14 protein-coding genes and 1 tRNA gene are annotated in these 17,354 nt (G+C 53.8%); 5 read left to right on the forward strand and 10 right to left on the reverse strand.

All coding sequences use genetic code 11. The annotated features are described in order from the left end of the window. Positions 1–13 precede the first annotated feature (13 nt). From cobN to ACN28R_RS06590, 4 genes are all read right to left on the reverse strand, one after another. On the reverse strand, positions 14–3,946 hold the full coding sequence (gene cobN / locus ACN28R_RS06575; protein WP_095833972.1) for a cobaltochelatase subunit CobN: 3,933 nt from the start codon (positions 3,944–3,946) through the stop codon (positions 14–16). Next, positions 3,946–5,931, reverse strand: a complete 1,986-nt coding sequence (locus tag ACN28R_RS06580; RefSeq protein ID WP_095833973.1) for a TonB-dependent receptor domain-containing protein — start codon at positions 5,929–5,931, stop codon at positions 3,946–3,948. Before ACN28R_RS06580 ends, cobN begins: the two co-directional genes overlap by 1 nt. Before the next feature lie 482 nt (positions 5,932–6,413). Next, positions 6,414–6,490 (reverse strand) — tRNA-Val (locus ACN28R_RS06585). A 191-nt stretch (positions 6,491–6,681) separates the two neighbouring features. Further along, positions 6,682–8,055 carry an MATE family efflux transporter gene (locus tag ACN28R_RS06590; protein ID WP_095833974.1) on the reverse strand — a complete coding sequence of 458 codons (1,374 nt, stop codon included), beginning with the start codon at positions 8,053–8,055 and terminating at the stop codon, positions 6,682–6,684. Positions 8,056–8,484: 429 nt separating this feature from the next. Here ACN28R_RS06590 and ACN28R_RS06595 point away from each other — a divergent pair, with 429 nt between their 5' ends. Further along, positions 8,485–9,120, forward strand: a complete 636-nt coding sequence (locus tag ACN28R_RS06595; protein WP_048638687.1) for a riboflavin synthase — start codon at positions 8,485–8,487, stop codon at positions 9,118–9,120. A gap of 54 nt (positions 9,121–9,174) precedes the next feature. Here ACN28R_RS06595 and cfa read toward each other — a convergent pair whose 3' ends face one another. After that, a complete protein-coding gene (cfa, locus tag ACN28R_RS06600; protein ID WP_048638688.1) occupies positions 9,175–10,335 on the reverse strand; it encodes a cyclopropane fatty acyl phospholipid synthase in 1,161 nt (386 codons plus the stop codon). Positions 10,336–10,680: 345 nt separating this feature from the next. Continuing rightward, on the reverse strand, positions 10,681–11,712 hold the full coding sequence (purR, locus tag ACN28R_RS06605) for an HTH-type transcriptional repressor PurR (protein ID WP_095833975.1): 1,032 nt from the start codon (positions 11,710–11,712) through the stop codon (positions 10,681–10,683). Positions 11,713–12,087: 375 nt separating this feature from the next. Here purR and cydH point away from each other — a divergent pair, with 375 nt between their 5' ends. Further along, a complete protein-coding gene (gene cydH / locus ACN28R_RS06610; protein WP_095833976.1) occupies positions 12,088–12,177 on the forward strand; it encodes a cytochrome bd-I oxidase subunit CydH in 90 nt (29 codons plus the stop codon). Between the two features lie 79 nt (positions 12,178–12,256). Here cydH and ACN28R_RS06615 read toward each other — a convergent pair whose 3' ends face one another. Next, positions 12,257–13,099: a C40 family peptidase gene (locus ACN28R_RS06615; RefSeq protein ID WP_048638690.1), complete on the reverse strand. Its 843-nt coding sequence runs from the start codon at positions 13,097–13,099 to the stop codon at positions 12,257–12,259. 421 nt (positions 13,100–13,520) lie between these two features. On the opposite strand from ACN28R_RS06615, the gene grxD reads away from it, so the two are divergent. Next, positions 13,521–13,871: a monothiol glutaredoxin 4 gene (gene grxD, locus ACN28R_RS06620; RefSeq protein WP_048638691.1), complete on the forward strand. Its 351-nt coding sequence runs from the start codon at positions 13,521–13,523 to the stop codon at positions 13,869–13,871. Positions 13,872–13,965: 94 nt separating this feature from the next. Here the strand turns inward: grxD and rnt are convergent, their stop codons facing one another. Beyond that, entirely contained in the window at positions 13,966–14,637 is a 672-nt protein-coding gene (rnt, locus tag ACN28R_RS06625) for a ribonuclease T (RefSeq protein WP_048638692.1), read from the reverse strand. Positions 14,638–14,854: 217 nt separating this feature from the next. After that, positions 14,855–15,262: a lactoylglutathione lyase gene (gloA, locus tag ACN28R_RS06630; protein WP_048638693.1), complete on the reverse strand. Its 408-nt coding sequence runs from the start codon at positions 15,260–15,262 to the stop codon at positions 14,855–14,857. A 342-nt stretch (positions 15,263–15,604) separates the two neighbouring features. On the opposite strand from gloA, the gene ACN28R_RS06635 reads away from it, so the two are divergent. Both ACN28R_RS06635 and slyA read left to right on the forward strand, forming a co-directional pair. Next, positions 15,605–15,844: a DUF1289 domain-containing protein gene (locus ACN28R_RS06635; protein ID WP_072065885.1), complete on the forward strand. Its 240-nt coding sequence runs from the start codon at positions 15,605–15,607 to the stop codon at positions 15,842–15,844. Positions 15,845–16,013: 169 nt separating this feature from the next. After that, positions 16,014–16,463 (forward strand): transcriptional regulator SlyA, encoded by a 450-nt coding sequence (gene slyA, locus ACN28R_RS06640; RefSeq protein WP_048638694.1) that lies wholly within the window; start codon positions 16,014–16,016, stop codon positions 16,461–16,463. A 220-nt stretch (positions 16,464–16,683) separates the two neighbouring features. Here slyA and ACN28R_RS06645 read toward each other — a convergent pair whose 3' ends face one another. Then, positions 16,684–17,151, reverse strand: coding sequence for an outer membrane lipoprotein (locus ACN28R_RS06645; RefSeq protein WP_048638695.1), 468 nt, complete (start codon positions 17,149–17,151; stop codon positions 16,684–16,686). Positions 17,152–17,354 lie beyond the last annotated feature (203 nt).

A 17,354-nucleotide genomic window follows, 5' to 3' on the forward strand; every position in this document is an offset into this window, starting at 1 on the left:
TCTGGTCAATAGGTTATTCGGTTGTTCCTGACTGGCGGCGGTGGCTGGTGGCCTGCCACAGTCCGCCGCCGCAGATGAGCAGCAGCATTATCGCCAGCGCCCATATCGCATGGCTGTCGTCATGCCGGGGCGGTTCAACGGGTTCCAGCAACTGCCCCTGTACGGTCTGTAAGGCTGGTTCGACCGGTTCCTCATTCTCTGACTCGGCGGAGAGGGAAGGCGCCGCGTCGGCGGGCGGAGCGGCGGCCGTATCCAGTCCGAAGCCGTGCGCCATGTCGGCGATGAACCGGCGCGTCGTCTCGGCCCCGGCGTCGGTGCCGAACCTTTCCGCCAGTTCCTGCCAGCGCTGCGCCAGGTCGCGCCGGGTTTGTTCAGGGGCATCCCAATAGCCCTTGCGAATAGCCTCGGCCATGCGTTCGAGCATCTGCGCCTGCGCCGTCGGATTGTGTTGCTCGAACCATTCCCGGGTTCCCAGATCGCGGGTATCGGTCACGTAGGTGTCGAACAGCGCCTGCCACTGATCGTCACGTACGGTCGCGCTATCCGCCGCCTGCCAGCCGAACAGGTTGTTGGTGACGTTGAGCACCTGCAGCGTACCGGCGTAACCTTCCTGCTGCATGGCGTTGATCCACTGTGGGTTGAGGTAGCGGACGCGCATTTCGCTGGCGAGAAAACCAGCCAGACCGGTGGTTTTGACGTCCTGGCTGCGCAGGTCGGATATCAGCAGTTGCGGCGCCTGCCCGTCCAGATGGCGAATCGCCGCCGACAGGCCGCCCAGGAATTCAAACGGATGGTCGGTGGACAGCACGCCGTGCAGGCTGGATGAACGCGACATGATCGCCGCCTGCGCGCCACGCAGTTGTTCGGCCAACAGGTTAGACTGCGCCGACGCATCACCCCAGCCTTCGCTGCCGTAGGCATAGCGGCTGCTGGCGAGAAACCGCCGCGCCAGTGCGGCATCGTCATTCCATTCGGTCGAGCGCTGCGCCAGTTCGGGCACGCCGGTGCCGTACTCGCCCGGCGCGTTGCTGAAAATACGATAACGCGCCGCCGTCGCCGCCTCTTCGGCGGACATGCCTTCCTGTTGCAACGCCGCCGCGATACGGCGATTGTTCTCCGCGATGGGGTTATCCGGTTCGTCCAGCGTGGCCAGACGGGTTATCGCATCGTCCAGCAAGCGCATGAAACTGTCGAACTGGTCGCGGTATACGCCGGTGACTTGCACCACCACATCGGTGCGCGGCCGTCCCAATTCCGCGGTGGGAATGATCTCCAGCGCGGTAACGCGTCCGCTGGCATCCCAGACCGGGCGTAGCCCCAGTGAGTGCAGGATTTGCGCTTCGGTCACGCCCAGGTGGCGGATGGCCTCGGACGACCACAGGCTAAAGGCCAGCTTTTGCGGCCAGGCGCCATGGTGTTCGGCTTGAAAAGCCTGCACCAGTTGTTCATACGCCGTGGCGGCCGATGCGTAGGCGGAACGGGCCGGGATCTTATCGGCTTCAAACGCGTACAGGTTGCGGCCGCTTTGCACCTCGGGGTTGCGAATCGGATCGCCGCCGGCTCCCGGTGCTACGAATCGGCCCGCCAACGCGGCCAGCAACGCTGCGTTTTCCCGGGTGTCTCGCAGCCGGTTATCCAGTTCGCGGGCGCGCTCGGTAAAGGCCACCACGGCAGCAGGCAATGGCCTCGGCTCTGCGCCGGGCGACAGCATTTGGCGTACCGTCTGCCAGGCCGGATTATCAGGAAGGGTGGCGCGATCGGCTGCGAACAGCTCTTCCCGATCTACGCCCAGCGCGGCGTAAAACGGCGCACCGAGTTGTTGCATGATGGTGCTGGCGCGATGTTCATCATTTGCCGGCTGACCAAAGGTGTGCAGACCCAGCGGCATGGCGCTGCGTGCCAGTTCGTGCAACCAGTCGTGTAACTGCTGCAGAAAATTGTCGAAATCCTGCTCGATCTGCTGCGGCGTCCAGTCCAGATCTTCATGCAGATGTGCGGCGACAGCCGCTCTTTGGATCTGGCTGCGGACCTGCTCACGGACCATACCTTCGTCGAGCTGCTGGTATTCATGGATCAGATGGTGCAGATCGCGCAACTGATCGTATAGTCCGGCCGGCGCGAAAGGTGGCGTCTGGTGGCTTATGGTCACGGCGCGGCCGCGCCGTTTGGCCTGAATCGCCTCGCCTACGTTGTCCTGAATGTAGGGATAGAATACCGGCAGGCTACCCGCCGCCAGCCAGGGATAGTCGCTGGCGCTCAGCCCCCGATCCTTGCCTGGCAGCCATTCCTGTGTGCCGTGGGTGCCCAGATGGATCAGCGCATGGGCGGCGTATTGCTGCTGTAGGTACAGGTAAGCGGCCATGTAGAGGTGGTCGGGGGGGCTGGCGGTGTCATGGTAGTGTTCATGGGGAGCGCCATGACGCGGCATCTGCGGCATCACCAGTAAATTTCCGCGCTGCCAGCGCGGGATAACGAAATAGCGCCGGCCAGCAATTTCGCGTATGGCGCGGTGTCGTTCAGGGGGACCGGCGTGACGCAGTTCGCTCCGTCGTTGCGCGGGCAAACCGGCCAGCCAGCGTTCGTAGTCGTCCAGCGGGTACAGTCCGGCCAGGTTCTCGGCCAGCAGCGTGTCCAGCGGGACTTTACCGTACAGGGCTTCCAACATGCGCTGTCCCGTTGCGATGACCTGATCTTCGCTGACCGGGGCGCCCACCGAGTAACCTTCGGCGTTTAATGCCTGCTGAATGGAGATGATGCTGCGCGGGATGTTCAGGTTCGACGCGCCCAGATTTTTCTCGCCGGCCGGATAGTTCCAGAACATCAACGCCAGCCTCTTGTCGGGAGGTGGGGTGTGACGCAGCGCAATCAGGCTTTGCAACTTGGCGATCAGCGCGTCGGCCTGTTCGGGCAACAGTTCTTCCTTGCCCGCCGTTGTTGCGGACAGCACCAGCGGATCGCTGATGCCCCAGCCCTCGGGCGCGGCCAGAAATACGGCGGTAGTCCGGGGGGCGATGCCGCTCACGGCGGCAGGCCAGTCGGCGGCGTTGCCTTCACGGAAGCGCAAGGTCTGGATCACCGGAACGTCGAGCGCCAGAAAGTCGCGGCTGCGCGCCGCGCCGTTATGCATATGGGTGAGGTTCACCAGAATGTCCACCTGTCCGGGCGCGAGGATACCCGCCAGACCGTCTGGCTCGGCCGCATCGGCCCAGAAGACGATGGGTTGCAGACCTGCGGCTTCAGTACGTTTGATCAGCTCATCTACTTCATGGGTGATGCCGTCAGCCACCACGCTGCGGGCGATCAGAAAGGCCACTCGGCCGCCGGGAGACTGCCGCGTGGCCGCCTCGGCGCTCGGGTGCGCCGAATACCAGACGAGGTAGCTATCCAGATGGTCAAAGACGCGAGGCGCGCGTGGATGCCAGAAGCCGGTGGCGGGCAGATGCTCCGGGGGGGCGAGCAGGTGCGGCGGCGGTTCCGCGCCTGCGTGCAGGGTTTTGACCAGCGCAAAAAAACGGCGGAAATTGTTTTCGCCGCCCGCGCTATAAAGCTCGGCCAGCGTGTTGCCGTACGGATGCGGAAGGCGTTCCGATATGGAACCGCCGACGCCGACCGTCAGACGAGGCGTGTTGGCATAGCCGGACGACTGCGCCAGACGTTGCGTGACCATCGTGCGATCGTTTGGGCGCGGCACATCCAGTACGACGAGCGTTACGGGATCGCCCTCATGCCGCAGCGCGTCTGGCGAACGGTTCCCGACGTCCAGATGCCGCAACTCCACCCCTTCCTGTGCGGCGAAGGCCCGCAGGTGACGGAATTTCTCGGCCGATACGAAATCGTTGTGCAGCACCTGTACCAGCGGCTTCCCGCCCGCCCGGGCCGGCGATAGTCCCGGCAGGCACAGCAACAGGCAGCAAAGCGCCGCCTGAAACAGATGAAAATTCGGCATCAGAACCTCGCTGTCAGCCCGGCGAAATAACGTCGCCCTTCGTCCGCCCGGCCATATACGCTGGCATCGTCATTGGCCAACCGCTTGTCCGTCAGATTCTCAATGCCGGTGAGCAGCGTAAGGTTGCGGTTCAGATCGTAGTCCACATACCAGTGCAACAGGGTATAACCGGGACGATCGCGCTCGGTGGCCGAGCGGTATTGCGAGCCGACGTATTCGGCCCGCACGCGGGTGGAAAGCTGCGTCGTCGGCAGCGCCCATGTCAGCGTGGCGTTGGCGCGATGGCGGGAGCGATCGGCCAGCCGTTCATCCGTCGTCCGGTCGTGGGCGTCCAGATAGGTGTAGTTGGCATCCAACCGCCACTGCGGCGATAGTTCTACTCCGGCGGTTAGCTCCAATCCCTGCAACCGCGCTCTGGCGACATTTTCGTATTCCAGGCAGACACGGCCGCTTTCATAGCAGGTGGGCTGGCGTACCGTCTCGATCAGGTTTTTGACATCGTTGTGGAATACGGTGGCGCTGGCCGACCAGATATCCCGTTCGTAGACCGCGCCCAGTTCGAAGGACTGGTTGGTTTCGGGTTGCAGATTGGGATTGCCGCGAATGATGCCGCGTCCGCCCATGGCCGCCCGTGACTCGTACTCCGGGGATAATTGCTTGAGCGAGGGCGCCTTGAAGCCCCGTCCGGTGCCGGCCTTTAAGGTCAGCGTATCACTGGGATGGAACAGCAGATAGGCGCGGGGGCTGGTTTCCCAGCCGAAATCTTCATGGCGATCGAAACGGCTGCCCAGTACCAGTTCCCAACGATCCCCCAGAAAGATCTCATCCTGGGCGAACAGGGCGTAGTGTGTCTGGGCTTTCTTGCCGGCCCGGTTGATGCTCGGATCTTCCAGACTTTCCCGCCGGGTTTCCAGGCCAAAGGTCAGCTTCTGGGCATCGCCCGCTGTGAAACCAGCCCGGCCGTCAAGCACGGTATCGGTGAAACGGTTAGGTCCGGTCGCGTCGCCGCCGTCGCTGCGCCAGGCTTTCCGATCCAGCGTACTGCGGTACAACCTGATCTGGCTGTTGCCCCAGTCCCACTCGCCGGCATGGGTGGCCGAGTAGCGGCGGCGCTGAACGTCGTTTCCGGCCTGATAGATTGCGTCGCCTGTTCCGCTACGCACGCCTTCCAGCGACTCGTTGCCCGCATCCATGGACAGATCGATGCGTTGGCGCGGATCTGGCGTCCAGGTCAGGCCGATGTGTCCCGTTGTGGCGCGTTGCCGGTCGAGCGCGGTCAGCGTGGCGTCATCGGCGTCGCGCAACGCGGCGCGGCGTCGGTATTCTCCCCAGGCGTTCAGGCCCAGAATACCGGGGACCAGCGGTCCGCCGAGATAAAAGCCGTTCTTGTATTGATCGCCGTCCAGACCGTGATCGTTGACCATGCCATAGCTGCTGAAAGATCCCTGCCAGCGATCGGTCGCCGAACGGGTGATAACGTTGACGACGCCGCCCAGAGCCTCGGAACCGTACAGGGATGATATCGGGCCGCGTATCACTTCCACCCGTTCGATGGCTTCCGTGGGCACCCAGCCGAGCTCGAAATCAGAGTGGGCGATGGCCGACGCGGACGAATTGATACGCTGTCCGTCAATCAACATTAGCGTATGTTCGGCATCCATACCGCGAATCGAGATGCCGCGCCGTCCCAGACCGACGCTCTCAGGAGCGATACCGACGGAGTCCCTGACCGCGTCGGTCAGATCGTTGACCGGATGTCGGCGCAAATCGTCGCCGTTAATGGCGGAAACGCTGGCGGGCGCGTCGGCGACGCTACGTGCCGAGGTGGTGGCGGTGACCACGATATCCGCCGTCGGTTCGGCATTGAGGGACTGTGAGCCTGTTCGGGCGCGCCGTTCCAAATCCGCTTCTTCCGCACGGACGCCGTCGCCGAGCGACGTCAATGCAAGCAGGCAGGCCGCAACTGCTTTACGTTTTGTGTTCATCGTTCAATTCCCTGGTTTCATTACACCATGTCAATTTTCATCCGTACCGGTGGTACAAGATTGGCGAACCGCCATCTGGTGTGCTGCACCGGAGCAAATCAGAGACAGACTTTGCTGCACGCGTCAGTTGTCATCTGGTTGGTCGCGCCTTTGCCGCCACAACAGACGGATGTGATTTTTTTAAGTATTGTTATGTTATAACATAACAAATGCAAGCAACTTTGCAAAACGACCCCGACATGGACGATCTCTACGTGGATGTTGAGAGCACATTTAGAGGGGCTGCAGATGTGTGGGCGACCTGGAACAACCCATTTCCAGAATGGTTCTGACCGATCACCGTGCCCCGTGTGAACGGGGACATTTCTTCATTGCAAATGGAGTTAAAAGTCGTGATTCGGGTGGACTTCAATGGAACGAGGACGGGCCTTCCCAAAGACTAGCGGACTTTAAATATTAATAGATGTCAGCGGGATAAGAAATGGTGCGTTCTAATGGACTCGAACCATCGACCCCCACCATGTCAAGGTGGTGCTCTAACCAACTGAGCTAAGAACGCATTAGGAGAGTAAACAACGTAAAGTCAGACGTTCTGCCTGACAGCGGGGACGAATATTAACGGGCGCTATCGCTGCTGGCAAGGGGAAACATGCAAATTTGTGCCCTTGTCCGGTGCGATTGCTGCGCTTCTATTCATCCCGCTGTTTTTTCATCCGGTTATCGCCATCCATGGCGCCTGGCCGTGTGCAATCAATGCGTTGACCGAGACAAAATCAGCGCGGCCGGTTGGCGCTGAACCCAGCGAATACGTGCGACCATCATGACGGCGGAAGCCGTTAAGCCAATGATAAATCCGCACCAAAAACCGGCCGGCCCCATGCGCGGGACAATATAATCGGTTAATGCCAGCAGGTAGCCGCTGGGAAGTCCCAGTATCCAATAAGCGACGAAGGTAATATAGAAGATTGAGCGGGTATCTTTATAACCACGCAGTACGCCGCTGCCGATGGTTTGTATGGCATCGGAGATTTGGTACACAGCAGCCAGCAACATTAACTGTGACGCCATCGCCACGACGGCCGGATCCTTGTTGTAGAGCAGGGCGATGGGTTCGCGTAGCTGGATGGTGAAAATAGCAGTGCAGAATGCTATTACCACGCCGCTGACTATTCCCGTATAGGCGGCGACGCGCGCGTTGTCCACTGAGCCTTCCCCCAGACGGTGGCCGACCCGTATGGTGGTTGCAATACCCACGGAAAGCGGCAGCACGAACATCAGCGAACTAAAGTTAAGCGCAATCTGATGGCCGGCGACATCAACCACGCCAAGCGGCAGCACCAGTAACGCCACGACGGCAAACAGCGTCACCTCAAAAAGCAGCGCCAGCGCTACCGGCAGGCCGAGGCCGAACAAACGCTTCAACGCCGGCCAATCCGGTTTGAATCCGGCCTGCTGCGGTTTGATGTCCCGCCGCCAGGCGGCGCGTTTGCTATAGGTCGCCAGCAGCAAGAACATAGCCCAATAAACCGAGGCGGTCGCAACGCCGCAGCCAACCCCGCCCAACTCAGGCAGGCCGAACTTGCCGTGGATAAAGATGTAGTTGATCGGAATGTTAATCAGTAAACCGATGAAACCGATGATCATCCCCGGCTTGGTTTTCGACAATCCTTCGCACTGGCCGCGTAACACCTGATAGAACAGATACCCCGGTACACCCCAAAGAAGCGCGTGCAAATAGCCAATGGCCTTTTCGACCAGGGCAGGCGAGTCATCATTCATCAGACGGATAATATGCCCGCCCTGATACAGCGCCAGCATCGTCACCAGGGAAACCACCAAAGCCAGAAAGAAAGACTGCTGCACCTGATGCGCGATACGATCGCGGCGTCCTGCGCCATTTAACTGGGCGACGACCGGGACAAGCGCCAGCAGCAAGCCATGGCCAAAAAGAATGGCGGGTAGCCAGATTGAAGTGCCGATAGCGACGGCTGCCATATCCGTAGCGCTATATGCGCCGGCCATGATGGTATCAACCACCCCCATGGACGTTTGAGACACTTGCGCAATAATGACGGGGATAGCGAGCGCTAATAATTTTCGCGCTTCTGACAGATACTTTTGCACAAACACCTACCTTGGATTGACTAAATAGGATAGCCAGGGAATTAAACAGGATAAACGCAAGCTATTGTAACGACTTGTTAGCAGTAAATCAGCCTGTGGAAAGGTAAAGCAAACGCAGTTGAGTCGTTGTAGGATATTGACGATAAAATATCCTGTTTTGATGATAAAAATTAGAAAGCGCTAACTATAAATCAGTTTTAGATAAAGTTCGAAATAAATAGAACTGTCGCAGAAATAAATACCGCCATTTGTTTCCGCGATTAAATTATCGCCACAAGTTTTATTAATCAGGTTTTTGCCGAGGCGCGTTTCCGCAATCAGGTTTGGTTTTCATCTAAATATGGGGCACACTGCATGATACAGCAATGAGTCGTGATCTTATCGCTTAGCACTCATTTCATTTACGTCATTCTTTGAGAGGCGAGCCGCATGTTTACCGGTATTGTTCAAGGCACTGCGCCGGTGGTGTCTATTGATGAAAAAGTAAATTTTCGCACCCACGTTGTTCAATTGCCGCCAGAGTTATTGCCGGGATTAGTGCCAGGCGCTTCGGTGGCCAATAATGGCTGTTGCCTGACGGTAACGTCAGTAGATGGCGATCGCGTCAGTTTTGACCTGATGAAAGAAACGCTTCGGTTGACCAATTTGGGGGATATCACCGAGGGCGATTGCGTGAACCTTGAGCGGGCGGCGAAGTTTGGCGATGAGATTGGCGGGCATGTTATGTCCGGTCATATTATCTGCACGGCGGAAGTGGTAAAGATTCTGGTTTCAGAAAATAATCACCAGATCTGGTTCCGTCTGTCGGATGAGTCTTTGATGAAGTATGTATTACATAAAGGGTTTATCGGGATCGATGGCATTAGCCTGACAATCGGTGAAGTCACCCGTAGCCGCTTCTGCGTGCATCTGATCCCCGAGACGTTAAATCGTACCACGTTGGGGCAGAAGAAGCTGGGGCAGCGGGTGAATATCGAAATCGATCCGCAGACTCAGGCCGTGGTGGATACGGTGGAGCGGGTATTAGCCAGCCAGCAGGTTAACGGTTCGGACAGCGAAGAATAACCGGTTAAAAACCGCCCGGGAAAGATTCCCGGGCGGTCTGATATCAAAAAACGATTAGCGTGGAACGCGTAATCCCCCTTCGATACCATCCTTACTGAATAGGACTTGCCATAGCTGGATATTCCTGGCTCGGAAAGCGCCGGCGCAGGCATTAAGGTAGTAGCTGAACATACGGCGGAAACGCGCGGAGTAGCGATCGGAAAGCTCCGGCCAATGCTGCTGAAAACGTTCGTACCATGCCATCAGGGTGCGATCGTAGTCGGCGCCAAAATTGTGCCAGTCCTCCATCACCATATAAGGCTCGCTGGCGTGAGCGATGTGCAGGACGGAGGGAACGCAACCGTTAGGGAAAATGTATTTGTTGATCCAGGGATCAACTTCGGAGTCGGTTTTTTGCGCGCCGATGGTATGCAATAAAAATAATCCGTCTGGCTTAAGGTTCTTATTTACGATGCGGAAATAGGTATCGTAATTTTTCGGCCCGACATGTTCGAACATCCCGACGGAAACAATCCGATCAAATTGTAAATCCAGATCGCGGTAGTCCTGCAGTAATATGGTGACATCCAGATCCTTGCAGCGTTGCTGTGCTAATTTTTGCTGCTCTTTGGAAATCGTCACACCGCTGACGGATACGCCGTAATGGCGAGCGGCGAATTCAGCCAATCCGCCCCAGCCGCAGCCAATATCCAGCAGTTTCATTCCGGGTTTCAACTGGAGTTTTTCGCAGATCATCTGCAGTTTGTCTTCCTGCGCCTGCTCCAGGGTGGATGCCTGTTTCCAATAACCGCAAGAGTATTGCATGTAGGGATCCAGCATCAGTGAAAATAGGTCGTTGCCTAGATCATAGTGCTCTTTGCCGACAATCCAGGCTCGTCTTTTGGATTGCAGGTTAATTAGCCTTGCGGCGATAACGCGCGCAATGTCTTTCAAGTGATGAGGAACTTTTTTATCCAGACCGGCTCGTAATATGCGATGAAAAAACATATCCAGCTTTTCGCATTCCCACCAGCCATCCATGTAACTTTCACCTAATCCCAATGAGCCTTCACGCAATACGCGTTTAAAAAAATCAGGGTTTTTAACCTTAATATCAAAAGGGCGCGAACCGTTGATTTTGATATCGGCCATGTCCAGCATTTCGCGGACAATTTGAAACCAGGAGCTGGCGTGACTCCCCAGGTCTTCTACATCCTCTACACATGATGAACTCATAATTTCTCCCTACCTTGCTGCTTAAGGTGAAAACTGCAAGGAAAGCATAGACAATTTTTTACCCATTAACGGTATCGGTGGGTATAACCCATCGTCTACCCTCTGAATGACAAGAGGAAAATGAAGAGAAAAAAGCCGGTACGCAAATACGTAGGGGCACTCATCCTTAAAATAAACACGCACGTCCCGTATGCGTTTAACACTAAAGGATAGTGATAAATATGGTTGTTGTCGTTTAAAGCCGTAAATTAGTTTATGACTGCTTCAGCCTGGGTACAAGTATAAATTGGCTGAAGCAGCATTAGAGATATGTTGGTTTCTGCGGGGTATAAGCGCTGCGGGTATTTAGGAATAACGCCGGTAATCGCGAAATGGGCCGTCGGCAACGGAGCGGCGCTCAATCAGAGTAGGGTGCACCTCAATGACCTGCGCGTCTTCACGTTTACTGGTGATACGGTCCAGCAGCATCGCCAGGGCCGATTGACCCAGACGCTCTTTGGGCTGGTGGATGGTGGTCAGCGCGGGAGTGAAGAACCGGGCATGACGAACATTGTCATATCCGATTACCGAGATATCTTGGGGAACGCGCAGTCCCAGCTCATCCGCGGCGCAAATCGCGCCCATGGCCATAATATCCCCACCGCAAAAAACCGCCGTAGGCCGGTGTTTCTGCGCCAGAATTTGCTGCATCGCTTTGTAGCCGGATTCAGGCTCAAAATCTCCCCGAACGACCCATTCGTCATGGATTTGAATATCGGCATCGCTCAGCGCTTTTAGAAAGCCAAGATAGCGCCCGCTGCCGGTATTTCGCTCCAGTATGCCGTGGATGACGCCGATATCCCGGTGACCGCGTTCGATAAGGTAACGGCCCGCCATATAACCGCCTTCAAAGGCGTTATCAATGATGGTGTCGGTAAAATCGCTGTGCGCCTGTCCCCAATCCATAACCACCATGGGAATGCTGCGATAGTCTTCCAGCATAGCGAGCAATTGGGGAGGATATTCCGCACACATCACCAGCAGCCCATCGACACGCTTTTGCGCCAGCATGGAAAGGCAGGCGCGTTGTTTATCGATATCGTTATGCGAATTGCACAAAATCAGCGTGTAACCCTTGGCGTAGCAACTATTTTCAACGGCTTCGATGATTTCAGCGAAGTAGGGCGCTTCACTGGACGTTGCCAGCAGGCCAATGGATTTGGTGTGATTCACTTTGAGGCTGCGGGCGACGGCGCTGGGTGAATAGTGTAACTCTTTAATGGCCGCCTTTACGGCAGCCTTGGTTTCTTCGGCGACGAAACGTGTTTTGTTGATCACGTGTGATACGGTTGTGGTCGAAACGCCAGCACGTTTTGCCACATCTTTGATCGTTGCCATGTAAAAATGACTCCTAACCGACTCGTTGCAGTCGTAAGTATATTGTTAATCGTTTGCCTACGTTTAAAGTTCTCTTTCTATGTAAAAAAACAGAATTTCAGAAGGAGAATGCCGAATGTTATACCTAAAGGGACAAGGCTGACTTTTTTCGACCAATACGCAGCGTGGCATCAAACAGCGGATTTTGTCCGATTTGACACGAAAGTGGAAGCGGTAATTTATACTATTAGTGATACAGCGGTATGCGTTTTTGCCGCCGGACTATGGAAGAATTGCTACAGTTATACAGTATATTGTTTTAGCCCAGCGTATGCTTGGGATTACAAAGACGGTTGCTGTTTTTTCTGATAACGCGAGTGCACAAAGGAAACGCTTATGGATACTGACCTGAAGTTGTCGCTGTTCGCCACTGTTGGTGCGTTGGTAATGATTATTGTGTTTAGCTTTGTGGCGGTAATGAATTAATCGGCGTTGAACCGCTCGACGGTTTACGTCATCACCTGTTCGGGCGCGTTTAAACGCGCCCGAATCGCTTATACGGGTTTCAGCGAATAGTTTGCGGGGTAACGACGCGGCGCGCGCCGACGTAATGATCCTGCCAATAATCTTCACTCAGTTTGCTGATGCGAATATCCGAGCCTGTTCGCGGCGACTGAATAAATTTGCCGTCACCCAGATAAACGCCTACATGGTCGGCGGCGCCGCGGTTGTTGATGCGGAAAAACACCAAATCTCCGCTTTCCAATTCACTCTTCTTAATCGGCGCGGCGTCGCGCAGATGATACATTTCGTTGGCGGTGCGGGGGATGGAAATTTTCACCACGTCTTTGTAGGCGTAATAAACCAAGCCGCTGCAGTCAAATCCGGTGAAGGGCGATGAGCCTCCCCAGTGATAAGGTTTGCCCACTTGGCCCATCAGTTTATTCATCGCCGTCAATTTGGCATGCTGATAACGTTTTTTGTGCGCTTCGCTCAGCGTTAAGCCTTTTTCTGCTTCGCCTTTCAGACCCGGTTTGGCTTTGGTATGTACGGCAGCCTGTCTGGAATCATTTTCTGCATGTCGCTTGATTAGATTCCGCTTAACTAACGCCGGCGTGCTGCTCTTGGTTCTCGATAGCGCGGGTTCTGGCTTACGCTTAGCGACGTGGAGTATTTTAATTTTAGTGGGGGAGTTCGTTTTGTTGGCCGCTGTTTGTTTGTTTTTTACCGGTGTCGGCGATTTTGAGGGACTCTTCTTCGTTTGCTTGGTTTTTTTATGATTTCCATCAGGTACGCTATTCACACTGGCCTTTCGTGGCGATAAATTCGGCGTGTGAGGCGCCGCCTGCGCTAGATTCAGGAATAGGTTACTGAAAAATAATATGAAGAGAGTAGTAAATAAACGCATGATTCCTGTGATCGAACATCGTCATTAAATCACTAAGTGCGCACAGTATTCCCGAAAACGGCATTATAAAAAAGTGGGTTCGGCCTCTTTATTCATACAAAATAGTGAAAAAAAGTTAATGGCGATTTTTTTACGGCGAGCCATCCTGGACCGCCTGCCTTACGGATTATCTCTGGTGCGACGTCAAAAAACGTCTCCCGACAATTTTCGCTGGATTTCCCAGCGGTTTTTGTTGTGAGTTTAATCAACCATAATCTATGGTAGGGTGAAATTATATCCACACAAAAAATGGCGTTTTTTTGTGGCCGCCGCCCTCGCTACAATGTAATGGAGTGGATAGCGCTGTAATGGCACATCTGATAGATGCTCATGGTTAATGAACATGACGTTAGCCATCCTATAGGTTTGAGGAAGCAAGAGAATGACGACAACGACAATTGAAAAAATTCAGCGCCAGATCGCTGAAAACCCGATTCTGCTGTATATGAAAGGTTCACCTAAATTGCCAAGCTGCGGGTTTTCCGCACAGGCAGTACAGGCGTTGTCTGCTTGTGGCGAACGTTTTGCCTATGTCGATATCCTACAGAATCCGGATATCCGCGCCGAGTTGCCTAAGTATGCCAACTGGCCGACGTTCCCCCAACTGTGGGTCGATGGCGAGCTGGTCGGCGGCTGCGACATCGTCATTGAAATGTATCAGCGCGGCGAATTGCAGCAACTGATCAAAGAAACGGCGGAAAAATATAAATCCCAGCAGGAAGACCAGAAATAAGCAGGGGAATGCATTTGCATACAGGCAGGTAATTAACTGTTTCTGCAAAATAAAAGAGGGTGGCGTAAGTCACCCTCTCTCTTTTTAGCCCGATTTACCCTGCGGCAGATGTTTTTTCTGATTGATTTTCATCAATGGCGATCGGCCATCCGCCCATCCGTTTCCAGCGGTTAACCAGCTCGCAAAATAGCAGCGCGGTCTGCTTGGTATCGTAAAGCGCGGAGTGCGCCTGACTGGAGTCAAAATCGATACCGGCCGTGATACAGGCTTTCGCCAGCACGGTCTGACCCAGAACCAGCCCGCTCAGGGCTGCGGTATCAAACGTGGCGAAAGGATGGAAAGGATTACGTTTTAAGCTGCAGCGTTCGGCCGCGGCCATCATAAAACTATGATCAAACGTTGCGTTATGCGCCACGATAATGGCCCGGTTACAGCCCTGTTCTTTTAATCCCTTACGCACCACTTTAAAAATTTCATGCAGCGCTTCATATTCGCTGATCGCGCCGCGTAACGGATTGTTGGGATCGATGCCGTTAAACGCCAGGGCCGCGGGTTCCAATATTGCGCCCTCGAACGGCTCAACGTGAAAATGTAAAGTTTCATCTGGCTGTAACCAACCATCAGCGTCCATTTTTAATGTTATCGCCGCGACTTCCAGTAACGCATCGGTTTTAGCATTAAACCCGGCAGTTTCAACATCTATCACCACCGGGTAAAACCCACGGAAACGACCGCTCAGGGCGTTCAGGTCATTTTTATCAGCCATTAGTCTCTTAATCTTTAGCAAAATGCAGCGCGCATTATGGCAAATTTTGACGGGAGATGCAGTATGCGGAGAAAAGACGGACGTTTGTAACCCGCTCATCGCCGCCTGGATAGCGGTATCCGGTTTAACCACGGCGTGGAGCGTTGTTGTGCTGCTTCAACGCCGTGTTTTTCATGATATCCGTGCTGACCGGCATCGGTCTGGACACTCAACGCTATTAATTTCCGAGCCCTTGACCGGACTGCGATTTTTCAATCAGTTCAATTTTATAGCCATCTGGATCTTCAACAAATGCGATGATTGTTGTGCCGCCTTTCACCGGGCCTGCTTCGCGGGTCACTTTCCCCCCGGCTTTGCGGATGCTATCGCAAGTCGCGGCAACATCATCGACTGCCAGCGCGATATGACCGTAGGCATTCCCCAGATCGTAACTATCGACGCCCCAGTTATAAGTTAATTCGATGACTGCTCCTTCACTTTCTTCGGTATAACCGACGAATGCCAGCGTGTATTTATATTCGGCGTTTTCACTGGTACGCAACAGACGCATACCTAACACGTTGGTATAGAAGTCGATAGCGCGTTGTAAATCGCCGACGCGCAGCATGGTGTGGAGTAGGCGCATAATTTCATTTCCTCATTGGCTACTGTGGTTAACGGCAAACATGGTGGAAAAAGTTAACAGAATGGAATTATAACGTTGTAGATATACTGAGTCCAAGTTATTACCAGTATAAATATCAGTCAGACTATTTGTGCCATTACCATAAGGCTTGCGCTTAAACATTAACTATTCCTGATAGAGTAGGGTAAAAAACAGACGATTTGTGTAGGGAAATTAAATAATCTCACAGAAGAATTATCTGAAATTACAATGATTACCTAATTATTTTATTGTTATCCTTAGCAAGGGCTTGCCAGCGAGGGAGAACAAGGCTTCAATAAATAGATTGTAGAGGGAGGTACAGTGCCTGAGCAACTCGAACTCTTTGCTGTCCCTAATCCGTGTCGTGGCGTTTGTCAGGCTGATGCGCGCGGCTTTTGCCGCGGTTGTTTTCGCAGTCGGAACGAGCGTTTTGCATGGGGACAAATGAGTGATGCGCAGAAACAGGATGTGCTGCGTTTGTGTCGGCAAAGAATGAAGCGTCAGCAGCGTATAGAGAAAACAGCACAGCCAGTAGAACCCCAGCAGCCGACTTTATTTTAGCTGACATGGGTCGTTTACTGAATAAAATAAGTATAAGATCATTTTTAAAAGCGTTTAATTTGCTAGAATCTTTTTCTTAAATAATAAGAATCACTTTTCTATTTTTTATAAATCAGAATTGATTGCAATCCAGGGATATAACTTAGCATGCTAATTATAAGGAGAGTTTATGGAATTGCCATTAGGATCTGATTTAGCCCGCTTAGTGCGTGTATGGCGCGCTTTGATTGATCATCGGTTAAAACCACTAGAATTAACACAGACGCATTGGGTGACGTTGCATAATATATATCATCTACCGCCCGGACAGTCACAGATTCAACTGGCTAAAGCTATAGGGATCGAGCAACCCTCGTTAGTTCGGACATTAGACCAACTGGAAGAAAAGGGATTGATTACCCGGCATGTATGCTCACATGACAGACGCGCCAAGCGCATCATGCTTACTGAAGCCGCGGAGCCAATCATAAAAGCGGTCAATGATGTGATTAGCCACACGCGTAACGAAATTTTGTTTGGCATCACGCCGGAGCAGGTTGATGAATTAGCTTTGTTGATCTCGCGTTTGGAGCAAAATATACTGGCACTACATGAGAGCCAGACTGAGAGCCAATCTTAATTATTACCCCAATCGCGTTGAGGGAAAGGATAATTCCCGGCGATATCGTTCATCCAGTTTATTACTGATGGCAATTAGGGTTGATGTTTGATGGTAGAAGGAAATCACCACCGTACAGGTGGTGATCATATCCCCGTTATCTTTCAAGTTGCCGTTGTGTCGGCTGCACAAAACGGCAACGTTTCGTCCTGCATCTTGAAATCTAGTGGCTGTTGATTTATCAGCGAGGGGAGACGGTAATGCTGCGACCGTTGCTTGCCATCGCAACACGTTGGCCAGCGCTGAATTTTGTGTCGCCCTGTTTCTGTACAACCATGATGGTGCTGCCATCATCTTTACGAATTTCCAGCTCGACGCCCTGCGTACGGTTCATCGCACCCGTAGCGCTTTGGCCGGCTACGCCGCCAGCAACGGCCCCGGCTGCTGTTGCCAGGCTGCGACCGCTTCCTCCGCCGATGGTATTACCCAGGAAACCACCCAGGACTGCACCACCTAGCGCGCCAATAACGTTGGACTCATCACCTGCCTGAATTTGTACCGGACGCGTCGATACAATAGTACCGTAGGTGACGGTCTGTACCTGTTTGGCTTCGGAGGCACTGTAAACATCTCCTGAAAGCGTACTGGTATTGGCGCAACCAGCTAGTGTGACACCCGCTAGCGTAACCACAAGCAAACGCTTCATCATAATAAACACTCCTGTAATGGCGATATGTCGGGCTGATTCACCTTGGCCGACAACGTTGATACCTATAAATTATGGTCTGGCTTAATGTTCCATTCCACTCTTTTTACTCTTTTTTGCAGAATATAATAGTGCTCTTACATAGATCATAAACGGGAAAGCGAATCTGTTTAGATATCATTGACCGGCTATTTTTAACAAAAACG

Source organism: Brenneria goodwinii (assembly GCF_002291445.1).
In the GTDB taxonomy this organism is placed as follows: domain Bacteria; phylum Pseudomonadota; class Gammaproteobacteria; order Enterobacterales; family Enterobacteriaceae; genus Brenneria; species Brenneria goodwinii.